This window comes from Vreelandella salicampi (assembly GCF_013415105.1).
GTDB classification, from domain to species: domain Bacteria; phylum Pseudomonadota; class Gammaproteobacteria; order Pseudomonadales; family Halomonadaceae; genus Vreelandella; species Vreelandella salicampi.
Genome location: NZ_JACCDF010000035.1, coordinates 1 through 2,327 on the forward strand (window position 1 = coordinate 1; position 2,327 = coordinate 2,327).

General features: G+C 58.6%; 3 protein-coding genes. All 3 read left to right on the forward strand.

The genetic code is table 11. The features are described 5' to 3' along the window. Positions 1–79 precede the first annotated feature (79 nt). The 3 genes from HZS81_RS17850 to tnpC are packed head-to-tail and all read left to right on the forward strand — an operon-like array spanning position 80 to position 2,289. Positions 80–292, forward strand: a complete 213-nt coding sequence (locus HZS81_RS17850) for a hypothetical protein (RefSeq protein ID WP_179931871.1) — start codon at positions 80–82, stop codon at positions 290–292. Then, complete coding sequence (tnpB, locus tag HZS81_RS17855) at positions 289–645, forward strand: IS66 family insertion sequence element accessory protein TnpB (RefSeq protein WP_179931872.1); 357 nt, start codon at positions 289–291, stop codon at positions 643–645. The genes HZS81_RS17850 and tnpB overlap by 4 nt, the downstream gene beginning before the upstream one ends. A 45-nt stretch (positions 646–690) precedes the next feature. Then, a complete protein-coding gene (gene tnpC, locus HZS81_RS17860) occupies positions 691–2,289 on the forward strand; it encodes an IS66 family transposase (protein WP_179931873.1) in 1,599 nt (532 codons plus the stop codon). Positions 2,290–2,327: the final 38 nt, after the last annotated feature.

Below are 2,327 nucleotides of genomic sequence, written 5' to 3' on the forward strand. Positions count from 1 at the left end.
GTAAGCGAGCCATTAAACCCATCTAGGCAAGCTAATCAGTGCTGATCACACTGACGATCTCTTTGGTTTGGAGATCCTCATGCGCTGTGAACTCAACCCGACCCAGGCCTTTTGGTTAGGGCATCTTTACGTTGCTTCGGCTCGGAACATGCCGTTAAGTGATTACGCCGACTCACAGGCGTTAACCCTCACCGACCTGCTGATGTGGGAAAGGCGGTTAAGTGTGCAAGGGTTACCGGTGCCACCACGTTGCCGCCCCGCGCGATTTTTATCGGTGGAGGTGGTGACATGATCCGCCCCGGTACCGATCTGACGGTGTACCTGTGCCGCGAGCCTGTGGATATGCGGAAACAAATCGATGGGTTGGCCCTGCTGGTGCAGGAGGCCATGGATTTGAATCCGTTCGAGCAGGCGCTCTTTGTGTTCGGTAATCGCCAACGCGATAAGGTGAAGCTGCTGTTTTGGGAGCGTAACGGTTTTGTGGTGTGGTACAAGCGGCTGGAACGCGAACGCTTTAAGTGGCCAACACACCTGGAAGGCGACACGGTGACGCTGACGGGCCAGGAACTTAACTGGCTGCTGGATGGTGTGAATCTGAAGGCGATGCAACCCCACAAAGCGTTGGATTTTCAGCAGGTTGGTTAGCTTTTTTACTCCTGTTTTAGCGGCGTTTTTGGTAAACTAGGCGGTATGAAAAACGCCGATTCCTCCTCAACAACGATCACCCAGCTTGAGCGCAAGTTGGCCGCTGCTGACGCTGAAAATGCGCGGCTATTGGCGTTGATGGAGAAAAAGGAAGCCCAGTGGGAAGCCACCAAGCAATCGCTGTTTGAACAGTTCCGGTTGGCCCTGGAGCGTCAGTTCGGCCCTTCCACTGAGAAGTATCAGGTGGATCAGAAAGACTTGCTGATCAACGAAGCCGAAGTGGCGGTTGACGAGGAAGACGGCGCCACCGAGGCGACAGACAACGATGTCGTGGATGACACCGCGGCCGAGCCCGCCACGCCGACGACGCGCCGAACCCGGGGTGGCCGGGTGGCGTTGCCGCCCGAACTTCCACGGGTTGAGGTGGTGCATGAACTCTCTGAAGAAGCTCGCCACTGTCAGGACGATGGCACCGCGTTAACGGTCATTGGTGAAGCGGTTAGCGAGGAACTTCACGTGGTGCCCGCACGGGTCGAGGTGATCCGTCATGTCCGGCGCAAGTATGCGTGCCGAACCTGCGAAGAGGGCGTCAAGATCGCCGCAGCCCCCGCCAAGCTACTCCCCAAAAGCAATGCCAGCGCCACGCTGCTGGCCTACGTGGCCACAGCCAAATACCAGGATGCCTTGCCGCTGTATCGGCAAAGCCAGCTCTTCGCCCGCCATGGGGCTGAGATCCCCCGTAATACCTTGGCCCGCTGGATGGTGCAGGCCGGTGAACGCATCACCCCATTGATCGAGACGTTACGTCATCACCTGCTCAGCGCACCGCTGATCCACATGGACGAGACGACGCTCCAGGTGAATCAAGAAGCGGATCGTAAAGCGAGTGCCACGTCTTACATGTGGGTGCAGCGCGGTGGGCCGCCGGGCCAACAAGTCGTTCTGTTCGACTACGCCGCCAGCCGCGCCGGACGGGTGCCCGTTGATCTGTTGGGCGACTATGCAGGTCGCTTAATCACCGATGGCTATGAAGGCTACGCCGAGGTTGTGCGCCGCAATGGGATCACCCATGCGGGCTGCTGGGCGCATGCCCGGCGTAAGTTCGTCGAGGCCCAGAAGGTGCAGCCCAAGGGTAAGACCGGCAAAGCGGACTGGGCGCTGAACCAGATCCGCAAGCTGTACGGCGTGGAAAAACAGGCCAAGGCGCTTGAGCCCGACGTGCGTCACGCGCTGCGTGACCAGAAGAGCCGCCCGTTAATCGATCAACTTCGCACCTGGCTCGACAAGTCACTGGCCCAGGTGCTGCCCAAAAGTGCACTGGGGAAAGCCCTTCACTACCTGGATCATCAGTGGCCCCGCCTGACCCGGTTCCTGGACGATGGCTTGATCCCGCTGGACAACAATCCGGCAGAGAATGCCATCCGCCCGTTCGTGGTGGGGCGTAAAAACTGGTTGTTCAGCCACACCCCCAGCGGTGCACAGGCCAGCGCGGCGATCTACAGCCTGATCGAAACCGCCAAAGCGAATGGCCTCTCGCCCTACGAGTACTTGCAGCACGTCTTCGAGACACTGCCTACCCTCAACAACGATGACGAACTGAACACGCTGCTACCTTGGCAGTGGAAAGAGACGTTACCCGCCTGAACAATGACTGGCTAGATGTAGTTATTGGATCGCTTACA